Below are 18,489 nucleotides of genomic sequence, written 5' to 3' on the forward strand. Positions count from 1 at the left end.
TCAACTACCTAGCCCTGTGGGTCGGCCCGTCGCGCTGCCAAGTAATCGGACCAGTTCCCGCCGGGGAGGGTGGCCCAGTGTTCGGCTGTCTTGGGGTGGATGCCGAGCAGGTCGGCGATGACCATGGGCGACAGGTCTACCAAGGCGTCCATCATGGCGGTGTTCCGTGCAGCGCGGGCAGGCAGACCGTGGTGTCTCAAGGTGTCGGCGAGGCCGAGGCGTTTGCGCGGACGTCCAGGGCTGTGACCGGGCAAGAGGCATCTGCACCCGGCCGTGTTGCTGTGCCGGGGGCCGTGCTGCAACTGATCGCCGATGAAGCGGGCGAGAGCAGCCGCGACGCGGACCTCCAGTGGCTGTCCCGGAGCGCTACGACGGCAACCCCGCCGTACAGGAAGCCCTGCGACGGCCGCGGGCCCGTCTCGGCTGCCGGCCGGGCGGGCTCCGTCCCGGGCGTCGGTCCGACCGAAGGCACCTTTCACACGGTTGGTTTGGCCCCGTAGTAGCCGTGGCTCATCCGGAACCTCATGGCTTCGGTGCCGTCTGCCCGGATGTGCTCGCTCAGGATCGACCTCAGCGGTTTGGGCAGTCCCCTCCCGTGCGCTTGGGTCCACTTGGTGGAGCCGAAGAGTTCGGCCGCTCCGTCGAGCCGGTCCGGGCTCGACGGCCGCGTGGCCGCCGCTGCGAGGACGAGGGCGGGATCCTCGCCCAGGAGCTGCTCCTGCACGGCCATGTCGTACCACTGAAGGCCTCCGGTGGACTCCCCGGAGGGAATTCCGGCCCAGGCCAGGAGGACACGGATCCGCTCGATCCCGTCGGGGTAGCGCTGTCGGCTGAGAGCGGCGAGCCGGTCCTTGGCCTCTTGAAGCCGGCGCGACCAGGCCATGTGGTCGCGCCCCGGTGGCTGTGCCACGTCCGCGGCCGCGTCGGACAGCCCGGCGGGCGCGGCCCGGATCCAGCGCGTCCGACGCCGGTCGGCTTCGGCCTCTTGTGCGGCCAGCTCCGACTGGACCTCCCGCGATCGGGTCAGACCTCGCTCCGCGAGCCACTCGGTGAGTGCCGGTCCGTCCCGCAGGTCGGCGTCGCAGTCGCCGAGCCCGCGGAGACCGGACTGGTGGTGCAGCACCCAACAGGCGATCAGCTCGCCGTTCACGTCGTACACCATGATCGTCGGCCAGCCCATGCACCGGCACCGATCGCCCGTGCCGCCGTCCACGACGGCCAACAGCCGGGCCAGGTCGGCGATCTCGGCGCCGCTGACCACGGTCCGTGCCACGTCGGCGCGGTCGACCGCGTCACGCGGGCCCTCGACGATCACGACGTGCCCGGCACGGTTCAGCACCTCCCCCAGCCGAGCTGTCGTCGGGGCGCCCTCGGCCATGCCCGCCGTTCCCTCGTAGATCACGCCCGCGAGGATATCGACAGCCTCTCGGCACCCCGACCGCTCAGCTCCCCGGCGTCGGTCCCCGTGGCGACCGGACGGACATCACGGGCCGTGGCTCACCGGTGCCAGCGCCGCCAGTCCGCCGGCGAGCAGCATCAGCACGAGCAGCCATGCGCGCAGTCGTCCGTTCAGTTTCCGCATCACTCCGGCCCCCTTCCGTCAGCCGCCCCCGGTGCAGGGAGCGGGCTCGGACTCTTCTGCTCCGTGCTCCAGCCAACCTAGTGCCGTGCTCAGAGCGTGGACAGGTCGATGGCGCGGTCGATGTCCTGCGGCCGCAGGACGCGCAGAATGCCTTCCAGGAGGTAGTAGTCGGCGTAGGGAAGGGAGATCTCGATCCCGTCCTCGGCGGGCCGGTTGCGGGTGCAGCGGGCCACGGCCGCGTCGGCGCGGTGCGACTTCTTCGTCAGGCAGGTCTGGGACAGGGCGGTGAGCAGGCGTAGCGCCGCGACTTGTCGTGGTGACCGTTCCGGTGAGTTCGGCGTTCCACAGGCTCAGTCGCCAGTCGACGGCGGTGATGGTGCCGACCGGTTCGAGGGTGAGGTGGCCGACCGGCAGGCGGGCGGTGCCCCAGCCGCTGCCGAACTCGGGCCGGTGGTCCTGGACGCGGCCGTGCTGGACGGTGAAGCGGATGTGCTGTGTGTTCGGCTCCTGGTAGACCATGGTGCCGAGCAGGCCGTCCCCGAGGAACGGGCCCGCGTACCAGAGGGTGGGCACTTTGCTCCAGAGCAGGTCCTGACCGCGGAGGAAGCCTTCCCAGGCGCGGTCGGTGGTCATGGTGTCGCGGAGTTTCCAGGGGCGGCCTTCCTGCACGGCGGCCAAGCCGTCACGTCGGGCTGCTCGAACCGTGGGGGCTGTTCGGCGTGGGCCGTCCCGGGCAGGGCCGCGGCTGCCACGCCGCCCAGTGCGGTGCCGAGTACGGCTCTGCGGGGCATGGGTCATCGTCATCCTCCGGGTGTGAAGGGATCATCGATACATCGGGTGTATCGGAGAACGCAGGTATGCATCATGCAACTGCCAAGAACCTTCACAGCGACAGAATCCGGCCATCACTGAAGCAGAAGGGGGAGATGAGCTTCAAGGTGCGCCTGAGCTGTCCCGATACACCGCCAACTCATCCGATGTATCGAGGGCCTACGCCCGCACTCGACCGTGGCGGGTCACTTCACGAAGCGGTACTTCAGATGGGTGGCGAGCGGGGTGTCGACCACCCGGGCCACTTCGAGCCGCCGAGCCGCCTTCTGCCCGCCGAAGAGCCGCAGCCCGTCTCCCAGAAGCGCCGGCACCACGTGCAGCTGGAGCTCGTCGACGAGTCCCGCATCGAGGTACTGCCGCACCGTGCTCGCGCCGCCCGCGATGTCGACGTTCCTCTCCCCGGCAGCGGCCTTCGCCTGCTGGAGGGCACTGTGGATGCCTTCGCTGACGAACGTGAAGGTGGTGCCGCCCTCCTTGACCAGGGTCGGCCGGGGTCGGTGGGTCAGCACGAACACCGGGGTCCTGAACGGCGGGTTGTCGCCCCAGAACGCCTCGCCCGTGTCATACATCATCCGCCCCATGACCACGGCCCCGGTGGCATCGAACCACTCACGCATCAGCTCGGAGTCCCGGTTCTCCTCCCCACCGCTCATCCCCTGGCGCTCCCGCCAGCTCGCCAGGTTGTGAATCCACTCGAAGAGCGGCTCGGCGCCGTCCCCTCCCGGGTTGTCGAGAGTGACGTCGGGGCCGGCGATGTAGCCGTCGAGGGACATGGCCAGATCAGCGGTGACGGTCACGATGGGGTGCTCCTCGGGTCCTGGGGTGGTGCCTTCACTCTCACGTCGATCGGGAAGCGGCGCATTCGACATCCGGCGCGCATGTATCGAAGTCGACGTCCGCCGATCCGCGCGCCCGGCTTCGGGAGCGTCGCGCTGTCAGACCCGCATGCCACCGTGGAGGCAGGACGAGGGAAGGTAGGGCCCCGTCATGGCCGATGTCGACGCACAGTTCCTGCGCAGCCTCTTCGACGAGGAAGGCAGCCTGCACACCGCGGGTCGCACCGCCCTGTATCGGCTGTACGGCCCCGAAGGCCTGCTCTACGTCGGGATCACGATCTGCCCGCTCACCCGGATCCGCACCCACCTGCGCGAACAGCCCTGGAGATCACTCGTCATCGCCATCCGGATCGACTATCCCAACGACCCGGAGGCAGCCGAGCGCCAGGCCGTCCGCGCCGAGCGCCCTCGGTACAACGTCGTCTTCAACGCGCCCGTCCCTCCCCCACCCGCCGACCCCGCCTCACGCCTGAGAACCCAACTGGCCGTAGAGCAGCGGCGGCTGGCGGAGCTGGAGGCCACCGTGCCCGAGTCCTCCCCCCACCTGCGTCTGCTGACTCGCGCCATCACCACGAAGAGAACGAGAATCGCGAAACTCACCGAGCACATCGAAGAAGCCGAGAGCGCGACCGCTCCTGCCCCACCGGAGTCCCGAAGGCGTCACTGATGACCGGATCGGTCCGCTGCCGGACCCGATGCGGCCTGTCGTCGGCCCACCCGCGCGGATCAGGATGGGCACATGACCCGAGCACTGATCGTCATCGACGTCCAGGAGTCCTTCCGCGCCCGGCCGCTGTGGGAGACCATTTCCGACCCGAAGATCGCCGACAAGGTGAACCGCCTGGTCCGGCTCGCCCGGCGGGCCGGGGACCAGGTGGTGTGGGTGCTGCACTCCGAGCCCGGCACCGGCGACGTCTTCGACCCGGCCCTGGGCCATGTGCGGCTGCTGGAGGAGGTCGAGCCACCGGCGGACGACGAGCCCTTGGTCCACAAGACCTCGCACAACGCCTTCACCACCACCAACCTGCAGCAACTCCTGACCGAGCGCGGCATCCGCGAGATCACTGTGTGCGGCATCCGCACGGAACAGTGCGTGGAGACCACCGCCCGCGTCGGGAGCGACCTCGGGTACCAGGTCACCTTCGTCGTCGACGCGACCGCCACCAACCCCATCCCGCACCGCGACGCCCCCGAGGACCAGAGCGTCGCCGCGCTGCTCTCCGACCCCCGCACCCTGCCCGCCGAGGAGGTCATCCGCCGTACCGAATACGCCCTCGCCGGACGCTTCGCCACCATCGCCACGGTCGACGAGCTGGAAGCCGCGACCGACCTTCCGGCATGATGACCGAATCGTGAGCCACATCGTCTTCTTCCTGGTGCCCGGAGTCCACCTGCTGGACCTGGCCGGCCCCGCGCAGGTCTTCTCCACGGCCGCCGATTTCGGGCACCCCTACACCCTCACCTACGTCGCCGAGCAACCACAGGTCCCGACCGCCCAGGGGCTGCCGCTGGTGGCCGGCCTCGACTGGCCCGAGCTCGGACCCCAGGACCTGATCGTGGTGCCCGGCTGGCGCGCCGTCACCCTGGCCGACTCGCCCGCCATCGACGAGGCCTCCCTCCAGGTCCTGCGAGACCACCACGCCAAGGGCGGGACGGTGGCCAGCGTCTGCGCCGGGGCGGAGGCCCTCGGGCGGGCCGGGCTGCTCAAGGGCCGACGCTGCACCACCCATCACGACGTGCAGGGCGAGCTGGCCGTACGCCACCCCGGCACGCTCGTCGTCCGCGACGTCCTGTTCACCTCCGACGACCGCGTGATCACCTCGGCCGGCATCGCCAGCGGCATCGACCTGGCCCTGCATCTGGTCGCCGGCCGGCACGGCCCCGCCGTCGCCGCCCAGGTCGCCCGGGACATGGTCGTCTACGCCCGCCGCAACGGCCATGAGCCGCAGTCCAGCGCGATGTTCCGGCACCGCTCCCATCTCGACGACACCGTGCACCACGCCCAGGACCTCATCGACACCCGATTCGACGAGCCACTGCCCCTGCCCGCCCTGGCCACGGCCGTCGGCGTCAGCGAACGCACCCTCACCCGCCTCTTCACCCGTGCCACCGGCCTCACCCCCCTCCGCTACCAGCAGACCCTCCGCCTCGAACGCGCCCAGCACCTCATCAGCCACGGCGCCACCGTCGACGCGGCCGCCCGCACGGTCGGCTTCACGGACCCACGCATGCTGCGCCGCCTTCGCGCGCGTACGTACTGACCTCGATGCCCGCAGAAGCCCCGGCGGCGCAAGCAGGAGCTAGGTCTGGGGGACGTCCTTGATGAACACGAGCCCGTCGGTCGCGGCCAGGTGCGCCGGGTCGAACGAGGCGTAGCCGTAGTACGGGGACACCCGGTGGGCGGGCCATGTGTCGGCGAGGGTGGTGGCCAGGCGGGCGGCGTCGATGACGCAGCGGTCCTCCGGGAGCGCGTACAGGAGCCCTTCGACGGTGTCCGGCGGCGGGGCGTCCACGCCCTGGTGCCGGATCGTGCCGAGGGCCGTGGCCAGGACGGCGTAGTCCTCACCCAGGCGGGCGCTCACGATCGCGCCGGCACTCCACCACTCCAGCAGGGGGTGGTCCCACATGCGCATCGAGCTCTTCTCCCGCTGGAGATGGGCGTTGTGGGCGAAGACCAGCACCGGGGTGCGCGCGGCGAGAGCGAGCAGGTTGTCGGCCATCATCGAGTCCCGCAGACCCAGCAGCCGCGTCATACGGCTCGGTGAGGTGTCGGCCATCCAGAAGTGGTAGCGCAGCAGGCCGCCGGCGGTACGCCCGTACAGGCGCGCCCGGTCCCAGTCGTCTCGCGAGGTCGCCCGGATCAGGTGGGGGGTGTGCGCGTCGAGCAGTGCCACCAGGTCATCGGCGATCAGCCGCAGTCGACCGGCCTCGGCCGACTGCCCCACGGATCGGGCCGGGTCCATCATCGCGGCGGGTTCGGTCCATCGGTCGTCGGCGCCGAGCAGGCGGTCGAGTGTCTCCGCGGTGCACGGGAGCTGGTCCGCGTCGACCTCCTGGGCCGACAGATAGCCGTGAAGTGCGGTGAGGGCCTGCCGGGGGCTCTCGGCTCCGGTGATCTCCAGCGGGCCGTCGAAGCCTGCGAAGCGCAGCCGCTCTGACGCGGGCCGGCCGTCGTTGTAGGCGCGCATCCAGCGCACGAGTTCGCGGTTGGCCGCGGAGGCGCCGAAGCCGTGGCTGAACCCGTGCTCCATGACCTCGTCGAGGGTGCCCGTGCCCGTGGTGACGTACTCGTCCACGACCAGGCCCCTCAGGCAGTCACTCTCGATCGTGATCGTCCGGTAGCCCTCCTGTTCGACGAGCTGCCGGAAGACGTCGTTGCGCAGGCCGAGCAGCACGTCCTCGCCGTGGGTGGGCTCCCCCAGGGCGAGCACCCGCGGCCGGGTCGGGAGCAGCCCCATGACGGCCGCGGCCTCGACGGCATGGACGGTGTCCTTGAAGTCAGTAGCCATGCCTTCAACGCTATCGTTGAACTTTCGGTTGAAACTTTCACTCGATATCAGCAGGGTCATGGGAAGAAACCTTCAAAACAACGAGCGGCTCAGGCCGGTCGACCTGGCCCGCGGGCACGGTCTGTCCACCCAGGCGGTCAGGAACTACGAGGAGGCGGGCATCCTGCCGCCCGCCGGTCGCACGCCGCACGGCTACCGCACCTACACCCCGCTGCACGCGCAGGCTCTGCAGGCGTTCCTCGCCCTGGTGCCCGGCCACGGCCACCAGACGGCGACAGCGATCATGCGGGCCGTGAACGAGGACGCGACCGAGGAGGCGATGCACCTCATCGACGAGAGCCACGCCCAACTTCTCGACGACCGGCGCACCCTCCAGGCCGTGGAGCGCGCCCTGCGCGACCTCGAGCCCACGCCCGAGCCCCACGAAATGGCCCGGTCCGACGGTGGGTTCATCGGGGTGCTGGCGGACCAACTCGGCATCCGCCCCGCGACGCTGCGCAAATGGGAGCGCGCCGGGCTGCTACGCCCGCGCCGCGATCCACGGACCGGGTATCGCGTCTACGACGAGACGGACGTACGGGACGCCCGGCTCGCCCACCAACTCCGGCGCGGCGGCTACCTGCTGGAGCAGATCGCCCCGCTGATCGCCCAGGTCCGGGCGGCCGGCGGGCCGGAGCCGCTGGAGGCCACCCTGCGCGACTGGCACGGCCGGCTGTCCGCCCGCGGGCGGGCGATGCTGACCGGGGCCGCGGAGCTGGAGGCGTACCTCCGCGAACGCGGACAGCGTCCCCTTCTCTCCGGCCTTTGACAGTCCAGGAGGGCCCAGCTAGCTTCGATCGACGAAGCCAGCTGGGAGGACGCCGGAACATGGGACGCATACGCACCTACGAGTGGGACGACCCCGCGATCACCGCCGCAGCCGTGGGGCGCGCCTCAGGCCTGGAGTTCCTGCGTGAGGTACAGGCCGGCCGCCTGCCCGCGGCTCCCGTCGCGGCGACCCTCGACTTCACCCTCGACGAGGTGGACGAGGGCAGGGTCCAGTTCTCGATCACCCCCGGCGAGGAGCACTACAACCCCATCGGCAGCGTGCACGGTGGCGTCTACGCCACCCTGCTCGACTCGGCGGCAGGGTGCGCCGTGCAGTCCACGCTCCCGGTCGGCATGGGGTACACCTCGCTCGACCTGACCGTGAAGTTCCTCAAGCGGATCACCGTCGACACGGGCCGGGTCCGGGCCATCGGTACGGTCGTCAGCCGAGGCCGGCAGACCGCGCTCGCCGAGGCCAGACTGATCGACAGCGAGGAGCGTCTGCTGGCCCACGCCACGAGCAGCTGCATGCTCTTCCCGATGACCGCCGACTAGCGTGCTTCGCCGTGCTGTTGGAGGAAGGCCGCGAGAGCAGCCGTGAGTTCGGCAGGCGTGTCTTCCTGGACCAGGTGGCCCGCGCCGGCGAACGGTTCCAGACGCGCACCCGGGATGCGGGCGGCGAGCTCGCGCCCCTTCTCCGGAGGGATCCAGGTGTCGTCCTCGCCCCAGCAGATCAGCGTGGGGATGGTGATGTCGGCGTACCGGTCCTGGATCTCGTCGGTGTGTTGCTGGGTCGCCTGGGCGATCTGCCGGTAGAAGGCCGCCTGGCCGGGGTCGCCGAGCCAGGGCCGGACCAGTCGGTCGAGGACGGCCGGGTGCAGGCCGGGGCTGCTGGCCGAGCTGACGTATTCGCGTACCAGGGCCCGGTGCAGTGCCGGTGGCAGTTGTTCGAAGACCGCCGAGTGTTCGCCGACGAGCCGGAAGAACGGCGAACCCCATGGGGCCAGTGCGACCGGATCGACCAGGGCCAGCGCACGGTAGCGGGCTCCGTGCAGCAGATGCGCTCGCAGACTGACGGCACCGCCGAAGTCATGGGCGACCACGAGGGGTTCGTCGAGGCCCCAGTGCGCGAGGAGTTCGGCGAAGACCCTGCCCTGTGCGGCCAGGGAGACGTCCTGGCCGGTGGATTTCTCCGATGCGCCGTAGCCGGGCATGTCCCACACGAACACCTGGTGGTCGCGGGCCAGCGCGCGGGCCACGGAGCGCCAGACGTACGACGAGAAGGGCGTGCCGTGCAGCAGCACGACCGGGTCCCGGCCGAACGGACCGAGGCTGCCCCAGTGCACCTCCCCCGACGTGCTGCGGAACGTCTCGGCCAACTCCCAGTCACTCACGAGTGCTGCTCCTCTCCCACAGCACGGTCAAGGGCGGAGGCGTCAGATGTATTCCGCCGCCGCGTCCGACGGATGTTGCCGTGCGATTCGCAGGGTGGCGGGAGGCGCTGACGCGGTGACTCAGGTTCAGGAGATCGTGGGGATGGTCGGCGGTGTGCTGGGCGACGATGTCATCGGCGCCTACCTCCACGGTTCCTCCGTGCTCGGCGGGCTCAGGCCGGCCAGCGACGTGGACGTGCTGGTCGTCTCCCGGCGGCGCATGGACGCGCGGGATCGACGGGCGCTCCTCGACGGACTGCTGCGGATCTCCGGCTCCGGCGACGAGGCCCGCCCGGTCGAACTCACCGTGGTCGTCCGGTCCGAGGTCCGGCCGTGGCGGTACCCGCCGACCATCGACTTCCTCTACGGCGAGTGGCTGCGCGCGGAGTACGAGGCCGGGAAGGTGCCCCAGCCGGAGCCGATGCCCGATCTGGCCCTGCTGATCACCATGGTGCTGACCGGCGACCGCCCTCTCACCGGGCCGCGCCCGGCGCGCGTCCTCGATCCGGTCCCGCGGACCGACCTGGTCCGGGCGAGCGTGGCGGGTATCCCCGGCCTGCTCGACGACCTGGACAGCGACACCCGCAACGTCCTGCTGACCTTCGCCCGCATCTGGACCACGCTCGCCACCGGCCAGATCAAGTCGAAGGACGCCGCCGCCGACTGGGCTCTCGCCCGGCTCCCGCCCGAGCATCGGGCCGCCCTCGAGCACGCCCGGCGGCTCTACCTCAACTGCCCCTACTCCGCAGAGCGTTGGAGTGAAGTGTTGCGGGCGCAGGTGCCTCCGCACGTGGACCGCGTGCTCGCCGAGATCTACCGGCTGCCAGGCGGGCTCGCACGGTGACGACCACGGTGAGGCGGCGGCCTCCGACCGTTGGCCCTGGCTTGGGTGGGCCGGCATCGGGACAGCGGCGAACAGTTCGTCAGAACCGAGGCGCTGCACGGCGGCTCAGTCCCGGCGGGCGTTCAGCGCGTCCACGGCGGCGCGGGCGTCGCCGATCGTCGTGTAGTCGATCGCGATGAAGTTCACGGGGCTGCCTCGCTCCCGTTCGCAGAGTTGGACGCGGTCGAGCACGTACTGGCGGGCGTTGACCTTGCCCGCGTCCAGTCGGCTGCCGCCGTTGGCGGTGATGAAGTGGTTGAGGAGGAACAGTCGTTTGCCGGTGCCGCCCCGGTGGGGCACGCAGCTCATCTCGTCGGGGCTGCGGAACGCGAACGGCGTCTCCATGCCGTAGTGGTAGAAGTTGCGGTACCAGGCCTCCGGGCCGTCCGCCCGCTCGGCGAAGACGACGAGCCGACGGCCGCTGTCGATCATGTCTCCCAGCGTCGGCCAGGGCTCCGCGGGATCCGGATCCGGTGTGTACACCAGGTCGGACAGTCCGGCTTGCGCGAACGCCTTCGCGGTGTCCTCGCCGGTGATCGCGTCCTGGACGATCAACGTCACGACGTCGGTCGGATGGTCACGCATCCAGTCCCCGATCTCACGCAGCTCCGGCACCAGCTCGATCGCTCCCGCACGACACACGGCATGGCACAGCCACAGCCCCTCGCGGGGCGGGTTGACCTTGTTGACGGCCCCGGCGATCAGCGTCCGCTGGTCGGTGCTGAAGTCCGACTCGGACAGCCGTGCGGTGATCTCGTCGGGCGTCTCCCAGCGGTAGGTGTCGAGTTGCAGGCCGCGCACCCCGTCGTCCAGCTGTGTGGTGATGGCCGGGTCCTGGAGCGGTCCGATGAACCGGTCGACGGTGGTCGACATGGCGTTGTGCGAGGTCAGGTACGCCACCTCGTCGTAGGGCCGGTCGCACAGCCGCACGCTGCCCTGGCACCGGCGGGGCGCCGAGGGGCTCGCGACGAGCGGCACCAGCACGACGCCGGCCAGGGCCACGGCGCACGTCCCGACCGCCACCGGGCGCACGTACGGTGACGCGGTCCGCAGGGAGGGCCGTACCTGGAGGGCCCAGCCGAATCCGGCGAGCAGCGCTCCGGCGATCAGAGGGACCAGAGCGGTGTAGAGGGCCGTGGCCACCATGTCGTCGAAGGCCGTTCGCTGGAGATCGTCGACCAGACGGGCCACGCTGGGCGGCCAGCTCCCCGGCGGGCTGATCACCCGGCCGCCGCTCACCACCCGCACGAGCACGACGACGAGCGCGGTGAGGAGACCGCCGGCGGCCAGGGCCCAGCCCAGCAGCATCGGCCTGCGTCCGGGCGCGGGGGACGCGGTCAGCCACAGCACCATCAGCGCCGCGACCAGCAGGGCGGCGGCCACGGCCTCCACGATCCCGAGGCCGACCGCCGTATAGGCGCGCACCCGGTGGAGAGCCGTCAGGTCGTTGCCGGACGCCTCGAGCACCTTCTCCAGATTCCAGCCGGTGCCACCGGCGAGCGTCCGCAGTCGAGCGGTCGCGTCGGTGGTGCGCTCCGACACCGCGACCGGTGCCACGGCGGCCAGTGCGGTGGCGATGTCCCCGTCGGCGAGGGCCACTTCGATGTCGTCGCGCAGCGCCGCCCGGTCCCGCTCGGGCAGGGTGCTCAGGATGCGGTCGGCCGCCTTGGACGCCTGTTCCTCGGAGAGCGGCAGAGCGGGCAGTGTGCCGGGGACGCGTCCGGCCACCACGTCCTTCAGCGCGGCGGACAGGTCGGTCGAGAAGGCATCGAAGTCCGGCTCGGGACGGTTCTGCACAGAGGCGACCAGGTCCCCGAAGTAGATCTGCGCCAAGTCGTTGATGTTGGTCAGCACCGGGCGCAGATCGACGGTCAGGACGAGGCTGTCCCGGTCGCCGTCGAGGTATCCGACCACGGCGTCGATCTGCTCATGGGTGAGCTCCCGGACCGTCTCCGGAGGAAGGACCAGCTTGACGTTGGACGTGAGCACGGCTTCCGGGACCGGCAGTCCGGCCAGGAGGTTCCGGGTCACGGCGGCCGCCCTCGGGTCGACCAGGACCTGGTCGTAGAGCCGGTCGTACGCCGATTCCTCGTCCAGGACGGACTGGTAGAACGCCGCGGAGACGACCGTGTCACGGGCTGTGGCCGCCACTGTGACGACCAGCGTGCAGAGCACTGCCGCGGCGAAGGCGAGGAAGCGCAGCCATCTGCGCGAGGTCACGGGATCCATGGGCCACCTGCTCCTCATGGTGATCGTCCCGCACGTAAGCCGCAAACGGTACGGATACTCCCGGCCGGCCGCGCTTGCGGGGTCCGCGGGTCAGCTGGTCCGCGGTGGGACGCCGGCGGGGGCCTGGAGGTGCTGGAAGAACTCCTCCAGCAGGGCGACGAGGCCTTCGACGGCACGGGTGTGCTCGTCCTTCGACCACGGCGAGTCCGGCCGGCCATCGGGGAAGACGATCAGGACGACCTGCGCCCACCAGACGAGGTTCTCGCCCACCCCGTACGTGTCCGCGAGCCATTCACGAAGACCGTTCAGCAGCACCCCGCCACTGGCATGGTCGTAGCCGTTGAGGTACGCCGTCACCCCCTCGTAGGTGGTGCGGCCGAGGTACATCCCCGTCCGATCCCTGAAGCTCTCCCAGAACCTCTGGTGCGAGTCGACCGGTCGGTGTCCGAACCGGCGCCAGGCGGGCGGGATCCGGGAGAGATCGGTACCGATGCCCCAGGTGGAGCAGGACACCACCTCCGTGCCGACGCCGAGTGCCGTCAGGAGAATGCCGGTGCGCGCTGCCGGGTCGACGGGGCCGGACTTTCTGACCCAGACGTACGTTCCCGGCGGATCGCCCTCGTGATGGGTGACCACGAAGTCCGTTCCGTCGAGGGTGAAGAACGCGGCGCGCACGGCTCCGTGTGCGTCCCATGACTCCTCGATGGTCAGGCTCAGTCGCCGCGCCACCTCGTCGAGGTCCAGGGAGAGCAGGGCCATCGAGACCAGCGGCCCCGTCGTGGCTTGGAACATGGAGGACTGCACCGCCGGCTCGGTCGCGGGGTGGCTCGTGGCGTCCGGGATCACAGGTCGGCCTCCGTGAGGATGCGGTCCATGACGGTGGGCCGCAGTCTCGGGTTGGCTGCGGCGTCGTCGGCCACGTTCGGGTCGGGGTCCGAGAGCAGTCGGTCCAGCAGTGCGTCCGTGATGTTGGGGTGGCGGGCGACTCCACGACGAAGGAAGGGGTTCGGGTCTGCGGCGAGTTGTCGGAGAGCCGGCACCGATAGGTCCGGATCCTCGAGGGCGAGGAAGCGCACGTTCGAGGTCGGTTCGTCGACGAACGTGCGCAGCGTGTGGCGGGGGAAGTTGGGGTGCTCGACGAGCAGCGGTCGATGGTGGTGCACGTCGCCGTGGGCGCGTACCAGTCGTTCCAGGACGTCCGGTGATGCGTCCGGTCGGCGGGCGGCGGTGCGGCGGACCGCCACGTCCGGGTCGTTGTCCAGCCGACGCCATGCCTCCTCGGGCAGGTCACGGCTGCGGGCGAGTACGCGCCGGAATATCGCGTGCGGGCAGTCCAGATAGCTCAAACGCTCGTCGAGGGGCGCGTCAAGCATCCAGTCCGGTTCGGACAGGTCCCAGCCCATCGCCACCACTGCGTCGATGTCGCCGTCCGCACGCCGGGCTTCCACGAGCGCGTACAAGCGGTCGCGCGCGGCATCGTCGACATGGCGGCTCTGCGCCACCGCGACCCGCACCAACGGGTCGTCGAGGTCCAGGAGTTGAGTCACCATGTCGGCGGAGAGGTGCGGATTCCCGGCCACCGCCCGCTGGATGCCCTTGTCACCGGTTCGCATGAGCTCGGTGAACTGGTCCCAGGTGAGCGGGACGTACCGCGCCACGTTCTTCCGTACGGCCGGGTCGGCGAGACAACGGTCCCACCACTCGGCCGGCACGCCCGGTTGCCTGTGCCTCGTGGCCGCCGCACGCACCCGTGGATCCGGGTCCGCGAGAAATGCCGCCTGTACCGAGGCCGGCCGGTCGTACCAGGCTTCCGCGAGCGCGGCGCGCAGTCCGGGATCTGGCGCCGCGGCCAGCGACGCCAGGGACTGACCGTAGACCTCCGCCACGTCGCCGGGAACAACCGTCCCGAACTCCACGAGCTGGCGGACGAAGTCCGCGCGGGCGTCGCGGATCGCGGGGTTCGGGTGCGTGGCTATCCTGCGGCGCATGGCCGGGGAGATCCGCTCCGCGCGGAGGGTGGACATGACGTCGCCGTCGTCATGCTCCAACAGCGCCTCGACCACCGCGTCCGCCACCGGCCCCCGCCTCCTCGACATCCCGTGCCGGCCGGCCCCGTGAGCCGCGAGCCGCACCAGTATGTCCTCGGAGGCTGCCGGGTTCCGGCCCAGCCCGGACAGGCGCGGATGGTGAAGGTCCGTCATGCCCTCAACATAATCGGAGCGCGCTGCCGGTCGTTCGTCGCCTTCGCGGGCGGGTCCGTCGCTCTGCGACGGCGCGACGTCCTGCACGCCGAGGACGTCGCGCCGCTGTCCGTCCGGTCAGGCGGTGGGCGCGCCGTTCAGGACGTCCACCCTGCCGGTGTCCAGCGAGTAGTAGGCGCTGACCACGGCAAGATCGCCCTCCTCGGCGAGCGGCGACAGTGAGGTGTTGGTGCGCAGCGCGGCGGCGGTCTGCCTGGCGTGGATACGGATCATGGCGTCGACCGGGTCGGCAGCCTTCTGCGCGACGGTCGCCTCGTACGCGGTGCGCAGGGACTCGGAGATCGCCTGAAGGTTGCCGGGCAGCGTCGTTCGGTCGTGCATCGCCTTGTACGCCGCCTTGATGGCTCCGCAGCGCTGGTGTCCCAGGACGACGATCAGCGGGGTTCCCGCCGTGAGGGGTCCGTACTCGACGGAGCCGGTGACGACCGGTGCGACCACCTGACCGCCGGTGCGTATGACGAACAGGTCGCCTATGCCGGTGTCGAAGACGAGCTCCGGCGGCACCCGGGAGTCGATGCAGGACAGGACGACGGCGTACGGCTTCTGCTCCTCGGCGACGGCCTCGCGGCGGCGGGGGTCCTGGTCGGGGTGGAGCAGCGTGCCCTTCACCCAGCGCCGGTTCCCCTGCATCAGCCGGGTGAAGGCGCCCGAGGGCGAGTCCGGCCGTGCGCCGACGGACGGTGACGGCGTGGATGCCGCCCCTGCGGCTCCGACCTGTACGGTCGGCTCGGCACCGCTGGACGACGAGCAACCGGTCAACAGGGCGGCGGTGGCCGCCAGTCCGCCGGTGACGATGGTCCTGCGCTGCGGATATCCGGTGATGCCCATGGTTTCTGTTCCCCTCCGGCCTGCGCGCACGGTGCGCCCTTGATGCGTGGGCGTTGTACCGAGGCGCATGAGACTGCTGTGACGTGCTGCCACTCTCGCCGGGGGTCGGCAAGGGCAGATCCAACGCTGATGAAGCGCAGGGGAAGAGTTCGTCCAAGATCCGAAGCGGGCCCGACAGGACGCGTGAGCTGCCGCATCCGGCCGTGTTCCTCGGGCGATCTGCCCGACAGAGCCAGGACTCCATCGGACTGACGGCCGACGCGGTGTCCGCGAGCCGGGTCGACCGGGACCGGCCGCGGGCCACACCACCACGGCGGACTCCGACGCCGGTGCGGCTGCCGAACCGTGACGACAGCACCGTCTTCCCGGCCTGGTCTGGGGCTCGACGCAGCTGAGCGTGCGCAACGACGGTTCCTCGTACGGTGAGGCGCGCGTGGAGACCGTCCTGGGCGCGGACCCCGAGTGGCTTCCGCTGTCGCCGGGCGAGACCAAGACGGTACGGCGGTGGTGGGGAGCCGCACCGGTCCGGGTCACCAACAACGCGGACGCGCCGCTGACTGCATGGACGAGGCCTCCCGACCGATCACCGGGGACCGACGCTGTCAGGTCTGAACACGGAGCGCTTCATATCCGTAACGGTTCAAAGGAGCCGTGATCGGGTCCCGCACACGCATGCAGCCAGGAACGGCCCGACACGTTCGGCCGGGCACGGTCGCGGGCCACCCGTCGTCGAGAGGTCGGTAGTCGAGTGAGGAACGCAAGGCGAGCAGCGCCCCGCAAGGCAGCTGCGGGAGCCCCCACGGCTCAGCCGACTCCACCGCCTCAACAGCCTGAGCAGCCGAAAGCGACCGGGCGCAGAAGGGGCATGTCCTTCACCCACAACTGGCGGGTGGCACGGCGACTGCGGGCCATCCTTCTGATCCCGGTCGTGGTCACGCTCGTGCTCGGCGGATTCAGGGTGACGCGGGCCGTGGACACCTGGCAGAGCGCCGACGACGCGGTCCGGGTCGCGGAGTTGGTGCAGGCGGCGAACAAGTACGCCAGCGACGCGATCAACGAGCGTGATCTGTCGGTCGTCCCGTTGCTGCGGGGCGACACCGACTCGAGTGTCGTCGCCAAGGCACGCAAGATCACCGATCAGGACAGGGCCGCCTTCGACAAGACGGTGGAGCGGATGCCCCGGACCGAGCGTCTGCTGAGAAGGGTCGAGGTCGTCCAGAGCGGCGGCAAGCAACTCGCAGGCATCCGAGCCGCGGCGTTCACGTCCGCGCTGCCCGGGGTGCAGACCGAGGAGAAGTACCACCTGATCCAGCACCCGCTGATGGAACTCTCCAACGAGCTCGGCTTCGGCAGCAGCAACCAGGCCAGCTTCGGCCGGGCCCTGTACGCCATCTCGCTCACGCAGGCGGCCGAGTCCCTGACCCGCGCCATCGGCACGCACATCCTGGCCGAGGACCGCAGCAAGCTCAAGGAAGGTGAACTCGCCACCCAGCTCGCCTCGTTCCGCTCCTACGCCTATCTCCAGCAGGTCGCGCTGGTGGAGTTCGACGGCGCCGCCACGAGCCAGGACACGGCACGGCTGAAGAAGGCGCTGGCAGCCGCGAAGACCAAGGGCGAGCAGCAGGTCACCCAGGCCGCGGCGCGTGCCAAGGCGGCCGGAGAGGACTACGTCGTCCCGCCGGCCATGACGACGATGATCAGTGAGATCGCGTCGGGGAAGTCGGCCGGGGATCTCGCGGAGCAGGGCATCACCACCGACTCCTTCTTCGCCGCCTCCACGCTCTCCTTCGACGCGTACCGCCAGGTCGAGGTCTATCTCAGCGACACCGCGCTCGCCAACGCGAAGGACATCGCCGACAGTGCGCGCCGGGACGCCATCGTCCTGTCGGCCGTGGTCCTCGGCGCCGTGCTCGCCGCGTTCCTGATCGCCGCCGGGGTGGCCCGCTCGATGAGCCGCCGGATGAGTGTCCTGCGCGGTTCGGCGTTCCAGATCGCCGAGCAGCAGCTGCCGGCCCTGCTCTCCCAGCTCAACCGCTCCACTCCCGGCCGGGTCGACACCCGGGTGGCGCCGATCCCCATCACCTCGACCGACGAGATCGGCGAGGTCGCCCGGGCCTTCGACCAGGTGCACCGTGAGGCGGTGCGGCTGGCCGCCGAGCAGGCGGTGCTGCGGGGCAACATCAACGCGATCTTCACCAACCTGTCGCGCCGCAGCCAGTCGCTCGTCGAGGGTCAACTGGCCCTGATCACCGATCTGGAGAACAACGAGGCCGACCCGGACCAGCTGGACAACCTCTTCCGCCTGGACCATCTGGCCACCCGTATGCGCCGCAACGGCGAGAACCTCCTGGTCCTTGCCGGCGAGGAGTCCAACCACCACGGGATGCCACAGCTCGCGCTGATCGACGTGTTGCGGGCCGCCGCCTCGGAGGTGGAGCAGTACGAGCGGATCGAGCTCTCGGGCGTCCCGGAGGCCGAGATCCACGGCCGTGCCGTGAGCGACCTCGTGCATCTGCTGGCCGAACTCCTGGAGAACGCCACCGCGTTCTCCTCACCGCAGATGAAGGTGTATGTCACCGCGGGCCGGCTTCCCGACGGGCGGGTCATGGTGGAGATCCATGACAGCGGCATCGGCCTGAAGGCCGAGGACTTCGCCGCCATCAATCACAAGCTCGCCCATCCGCCGACCGTCGACGCCAACATCTCGCGGCAGATGGGTCTGTTCGTGGTCGGCCGGCTCGCCGACCGGCACGGCATCCGCGTGCAGTTGCGGCCGTCCCGACAGCAGTCGGGCACGACGTCGCTGATCATGCTGCCGCACACGATCACCTACGCGGCGCCGCACGAGGTTCCCGTCGACCCGACCGCCGGCTCCCCCTATCCCCTGGAGGACGCACCGCGCTTCGCGGGTCCCGACGGGAGCATCGTGGAGTCGTTCTCCCAGGGCGGTCAGGGGGCCCACGCGGTTCGGGACCAGTCGGGGACGGACGCGATGAGCCGCTACCTCTACCGCGAGGAACGTCGCCGCCAGTTGGGACACGACGAGCACGAGGACGCTCCTCGGTAGGCGGTCAACAGGTCCCGGAGTGCGACGCCGCCTGCCCAACAGGGCGCCGCACTCCGGCCGGTGGACCCACAACAGCACTGTTCGACCTGTCGGACATTGTTCGAAACCTCTTGACGCTGCACCACACCCCGTTTGACACTCTCGCAACACGACGTCACACAGCCGAAACGCCAGGGTGTCCACCGCCGAGGCCACCCCCGTCGACGGCCTGCTCCGCCACGCC

The 18,489-nt window shown here is 70.4% G+C and carries 17 protein-coding genes; 7 read left to right on the forward strand and 10 right to left on the reverse strand.

What is annotated here, in order from left to right; translation table 11 throughout:
• Positions 1-8: 8 nt before the first annotated feature.
• The 4 genes from ACWD3I_RS36865 to ACWD3I_RS36880 all read right to left on the reverse strand — a co-directional run bounded on the left by ACWD3I_RS36865 (position 9) and on the right by ACWD3I_RS36880 (position 3,210).
• Entirely contained in the window at positions 9-152 is a 144-nt protein-coding gene (locus ACWD3I_RS36865) for a hypothetical protein (RefSeq protein ID WP_365396813.1), read from the reverse strand.
• A 323-nt stretch (positions 153-475) separates the two neighbouring features.
• Positions 476-1,402, reverse strand: coding sequence for a hypothetical protein (locus ACWD3I_RS36870; protein ID WP_365396810.1), 927 nt, complete (start codon positions 1,400-1,402; stop codon positions 476-478).
• 269 nt (positions 1,403-1,671) lie between these two features.
• Complete coding sequence (locus ACWD3I_RS36875) at positions 1,672-1,815, reverse strand: hypothetical protein (RefSeq protein WP_365396807.1); 144 nt, start codon at positions 1,813-1,815, stop codon at positions 1,672-1,674.
• 783 nt (positions 1,816-2,598) lie between these two features.
• Positions 2,599-3,210 carry a dihydrofolate reductase family protein gene (locus ACWD3I_RS36880; protein ID WP_365396801.1) on the reverse strand — a complete coding sequence of 204 codons (612 nt, stop codon included), beginning with the start codon at positions 3,208-3,210 and terminating at the stop codon, positions 2,599-2,601.
• Positions 3,211-3,400: 190 nt separating this feature from the next.
• Here ACWD3I_RS36880 and ACWD3I_RS36885 point away from each other — a divergent pair, with 190 nt between their 5' ends.
• The 3 genes from ACWD3I_RS36885 (at position 3,401) to ACWD3I_RS36895 (ending at position 5,510) form a co-directional block, all read left to right on the forward strand.
• A complete protein-coding gene (locus tag ACWD3I_RS36885) occupies positions 3,401-3,916 on the forward strand; it encodes a GIY-YIG nuclease family protein (RefSeq protein WP_365396798.1) in 516 nt (171 codons plus the stop codon).
• 72 nt (positions 3,917-3,988) lie between these two features.
• A complete protein-coding gene (locus tag ACWD3I_RS36890) occupies positions 3,989-4,591 on the forward strand; it encodes an isochorismatase family protein (protein WP_365396795.1) in 603 nt (200 codons plus the stop codon).
• A 10-nt stretch (positions 4,592-4,601) separates the two neighbouring features.
• Positions 4,602-5,510 (forward strand): GlxA family transcriptional regulator, encoded by a 909-nt coding sequence (locus ACWD3I_RS36895; protein ID WP_365396792.1) that lies wholly within the window; start codon positions 4,602-4,604, stop codon positions 5,508-5,510.
• A 39-nt stretch (positions 5,511-5,549) separates the two neighbouring features.
• Here the strand turns inward: ACWD3I_RS36895 and ACWD3I_RS36900 are convergent, their stop codons facing one another.
• Entirely contained in the window at positions 5,550-6,758 is a 1,209-nt protein-coding gene (locus ACWD3I_RS36900) for an erythromycin esterase family protein (protein ID WP_365396789.1), read from the reverse strand.
• A 58-nt stretch (positions 6,759-6,816) separates the two neighbouring features.
• On the opposite strand from ACWD3I_RS36900, the gene ACWD3I_RS36905 reads away from it, so the two are divergent.
• Both ACWD3I_RS36905 and ACWD3I_RS36910 read left to right on the forward strand, forming a co-directional pair.
• Positions 6,817-7,566 carry a TioE family transcriptional regulator gene (locus tag ACWD3I_RS36905; protein WP_365396786.1) on the forward strand — a complete coding sequence of 250 codons (750 nt, stop codon included), beginning with the start codon at positions 6,817-6,819 and terminating at the stop codon, positions 7,564-7,566.
• A 59-nt stretch (positions 7,567-7,625) separates the two neighbouring features.
• Positions 7,626-8,120 carry a PaaI family thioesterase gene (locus ACWD3I_RS36910; protein WP_365396783.1) on the forward strand — a complete coding sequence of 165 codons (495 nt, stop codon included), beginning with the start codon at positions 7,626-7,628 and terminating at the stop codon, positions 8,118-8,120.
• On the opposite strand, the gene ACWD3I_RS36915 is transcribed toward ACWD3I_RS36910, so the two are convergent.
• A complete protein-coding gene (locus ACWD3I_RS36915) occupies positions 8,117-8,959 on the reverse strand; it encodes an alpha/beta fold hydrolase (RefSeq protein WP_365396780.1) in 843 nt (280 codons plus the stop codon). The two genes, ACWD3I_RS36910 and ACWD3I_RS36915, sit on opposite strands and share 4 nt — an antisense overlap.
• 115 nt (positions 8,960-9,074) lie before the next feature.
• Between ACWD3I_RS36915 and ACWD3I_RS36920 the strand changes: the two genes are divergently transcribed.
• Positions 9,075-9,842, forward strand: a complete 768-nt coding sequence (locus ACWD3I_RS36920; protein ID WP_365396778.1) for an aminoglycoside adenylyltransferase family protein — start codon at positions 9,075-9,077, stop codon at positions 9,840-9,842.
• A gap of 105 nt (positions 9,843-9,947) precedes the next feature.
• Here the strand turns inward: ACWD3I_RS36920 and ACWD3I_RS36925 are convergent, their stop codons facing one another.
• The 4 genes from ACWD3I_RS36925 to ACWD3I_RS36940 all read right to left on the reverse strand — a co-directional run bounded on the left by ACWD3I_RS36925 (position 9,948) and on the right by ACWD3I_RS36940 (position 15,199).
• Entirely contained in the window at positions 9,948-12,110 is a 2,163-nt protein-coding gene (locus tag ACWD3I_RS36925) for a PI-PLC domain-containing protein (RefSeq protein ID WP_365396775.1), read from the reverse strand.
• Positions 12,111-12,200: 90 nt separating this feature from the next.
• Positions 12,201-12,956: a hypothetical protein gene (locus ACWD3I_RS36930; protein ID WP_365396772.1), complete on the reverse strand. Its 756-nt coding sequence runs from the start codon at positions 12,954-12,956 to the stop codon at positions 12,201-12,203.
• Positions 12,953-14,311 (reverse strand): hypothetical protein, encoded by a 1,359-nt coding sequence (locus ACWD3I_RS36935; RefSeq protein WP_365396769.1) that lies wholly within the window; start codon positions 14,309-14,311, stop codon positions 12,953-12,955. The genes ACWD3I_RS36930 and ACWD3I_RS36935 overlap by 4 nt, the downstream gene beginning before the upstream one ends.
• Positions 14,312-14,428: 117 nt before the next feature.
• Positions 14,429-15,199 (reverse strand): carbonic anhydrase, encoded by a 771-nt coding sequence (locus tag ACWD3I_RS36940; protein ID WP_365396766.1) that lies wholly within the window; start codon positions 15,197-15,199, stop codon positions 14,429-14,431.
• 865 nt (positions 15,200-16,064) lie between these two features.
• On the opposite strand from ACWD3I_RS36940, the gene ACWD3I_RS36945 reads away from it, so the two are divergent.
• Entirely contained in the window at positions 16,065-18,266 is a 2,202-nt protein-coding gene (locus ACWD3I_RS36945) for a sensor histidine kinase (RefSeq protein ID WP_365396763.1), read from the forward strand.
• Positions 18,267-18,489 lie beyond the last annotated feature (223 nt).

The sequence above is a fragment of the Streptomyces sp. NPDC002817 genome, from assembly GCF_053592055.1.